Origin of the sequence: Nostoc sp. MG11 (assembly GCF_014904695.1) — a bacterium.
In the GTDB taxonomy this organism is placed as follows: Bacteria; Cyanobacteriota; Cyanobacteriia; order Cyanobacteriales; family Nostocaceae; genus Komarekiella.
The window spans coordinates 1-2,697 of record NZ_JACXXN010000147.1; the positions used below are offsets into that span (position 1 = coordinate 1).

Here is a 2,697-nt window from a genome sequence, read left to right on the forward strand (position 1 = left end):
AAGATGGCTCAATGTTGGATTCTACGGAAAGAGTCATATATCAATTAAAAGTGGTGCTGTTGAGCATCAGCCCCATGATTTGGCGGCGTATAAAAGTCAGCAGCGATAGCACAATAGAAGATTTGCATTACACAATTCAGTTGGCAATGGGGTGGGAAGATATTCACCTCCATCATTTCATCATCCACGGTAAGCAGTACGGGATTATCCAACCAGGGGGAACAGTATTTAGCTGTAGCGCCTGTGAAGTAAAACTTGCGTCCCTTGGTTTGAGGGAGAAAGAAAAGTTTTTATACGAATATGACTTCAGTATTTGCCCATTAATGGGTGCATGGCGTTATTGGTGGCGGCATCAAATTAGAGTAGAAGCAATACTTACTCCAGAACCCAAGCAAACTTACCCAATCTGCACTGGCGGTAAAGGTGTTTGTTCTCCAGAGAACTGTGGTGGCCCTTGAGGCTTCATGAAAGCAAGGGAAGAATTTTTTATTTCTGACGTATTAGAGCGTTTTGCTTCAATGTTAGAGAACAAGAAATTTGACATGGATAGAGAAGAAGCAAGCTCGTTACTAACTTGGCTATTAGTGTACCAAAACCGTTTTGAGCGTCAAAAAGTCAACCAAAATCTACTAAAATACGCTACCGGAGACAGGGAATTGATGTAATTGTTCAAGGGGATAGTGTGAAATTTAAAATCCAAGTAGTTGTTGAATCAGAATCAGGAGAAACCCAATTAATTCAAGAAGTTTTACAAATTGAAAAGGGTAATCTACAACCGGAAGACTTAGGACTAACGCTAGCCCAAGGCAAAGAATTATTACTTCAGACACAACGCAGCATAGTTAATCAACACATAGCTCTATATCAAAAACAGCAAGAATTATGCTCAGATTGTGGCAAGAAGTTATTGCATAAAGACAAACGGACAATTACACATAGAACAGCGTTCGGCAAATTAAAACTGCAATGTCATCGATTATTTCACTGTGCCTGTACCAAGCAAGCAACTCGTAGCTTTAACCCAGTAGCAAACCTGTTAAAAGAGCGCACATCACCTGAATTGCTCTACCTAGAATCAAAATTTGCATCTTTAATGTCCTATGGACTGTCTAGCAAATTATTACAAGAATTACTACCATTAGAAGGAGAAATAAACGCTACATCTATACGCAACAATCTACACTCACTTGGTAAGCGTTTGGAATCGGAGTTACCAGAAGAGGTAGGAATGTTATACGAGGATTGCCAGAGGAACTGGGATAGGCTTCCCAGACCAGATTTACCGTTGGTAGTGGGTATGGATGGAGGATATGTTCGTTTTTATGACAGGAAAAATCAAACAGCAGGTCAATTTCAAGTTATTGCAGGTAAGAGTATAAAAGCTGACGGTACATCCAAGCGGTTTGGGATGGTTTATTGTTACGATACCAAACCCCAACGCCGCATATTTGAGGTGCTAAAGTCTCAGGGGATGCAAATGAACCAACAAGTCACATTTTTATCAGATGGTGAAGAGAGTATTCGTGACCTACAGTATTATCTGAACCCTAATGCAGAACATATACTCGATTGGTTTCACATCACAATGCGGATTACTGTGATGAAAAAAATTGCTAAAGGTATCACTAAAGAAGATGTATAAACAGGTATTTCGAGCGAATCCATCCAAAAAGTTTTGACCTCTTTAAAGTGGTATTTGTGGCATGGAAATGTATTTAGAGCATTATCAAAAATTGAAGATTTAATGGATAGTGCCTGTGCATTAGCTTCAGATGATTATGATACTGAACCAAGCTTAGAGGCAGAAAAACTCTGTGACTATTTAGAGGAATTTGAAACCTACATCTCAAATAATGGTCAGTATATTCCAAATTATGGCGAACGCTACCGGAATGGAGAACGTATTTCTAGCTCGTTTGTAGAATCTACCGTCAATCAAGTGATTAGCAAACGATTCGTTAAAAAACAACAAATGCGGTGGACTCCAGAAGGAAGCCATCTCCTAATTCAAGTCCGAACGCAAGTTTTAAATGACGAGTGGATTAGTAAATTTCAGCAATGGTATCCCGAATTTAGGGTCGATAGCGAAGATAATCAGTGAATGCCTCATGCTGCTTAAATATTTAATATCAATGTAATTAAGTTTACTTCATAAGTACAGATGACTGTAGTTCGCATACCCCAAGCTTTTCAGGAGTTTGGGTCATGGTCAAGCAGCTCCTCCAAGTACCGAAAGTTGGTAAAACTCAAAAAGGAGAGCGTCAATCGCCTAACTCTCGCAAATACTCCCAGGTTAGGACTAGGGAACATTTGTTACCAGAGGAAGTTGAGTCGATGCGGTCAGCTATCAAAAAATCTCAGGGTCGCCACGCTCACCGAGACTCAACCCTAATTTTGTTGATCTACCGTCACGGATTGCGAGTGGCAGAGGTGGCATCTCTGCGATGGGAGCAAATTGACTTTCATGGTGGGACAATTTACGTAAAGCGAGTTAAAAAAGGCACTGCATCTACTCATCCTCTTTACTCTGAAGAAATTCGCACATCGACGCAAGCTTCAAAGAGATTATCCTGCTAGCCCCTATGTTTTCCAGTCTTCTCGACGTGGCCCGTTGGCACATGATACGATCGCCGGCATTGTTGAACGGGCTGGTGAATTAGCTGGTTTACTTTTCAGAGTCCATGCTCATATGCTGCG

Annotated in this window: 3 protein-coding genes and 1 pseudogene; all 4 read left to right on the forward strand. The window is 40.8% G+C overall.

What is annotated here, in order from left to right; translation table 11 throughout:
* A partial coding sequence (locus HCR01_RS37570) for a plasmid pRiA4b ORF-3 family protein (RefSeq protein WP_226890082.1) occupies nt 1–458 on the forward strand: 458 nt, incomplete at its 5' end.
* Nucleotides 459–464: 6 nt separating this feature from the next.
* Nucleotides 465–665 carry a hypothetical protein gene (locus HCR01_RS37575; protein ID WP_193200959.1) on the forward strand — a complete coding sequence of 67 codons (201 nt, stop codon included), beginning with the start codon at nt 465–467 and terminating at the stop codon, nt 663–665.
* A 17-nt stretch (nt 666–682) separates the two neighbouring features.
* Nucleotides 683–2,101, forward strand: a pseudogene (locus HCR01_RS37580) (ISKra4 family transposase).
* Between the two features lie 104 nt (nt 2,102–2,205).
* The gene (locus HCR01_RS37585; protein ID WP_226890083.1) at nt 2,206–2,577 is read left to right on the forward strand and encodes a tyrosine-type recombinase/integrase; all 372 of its coding nucleotides are present in this window, start codon (nt 2,206–2,208) and stop codon (nt 2,575–2,577) included.
* Nucleotides 2,578–2,697: the final 120 nt, after the last annotated feature.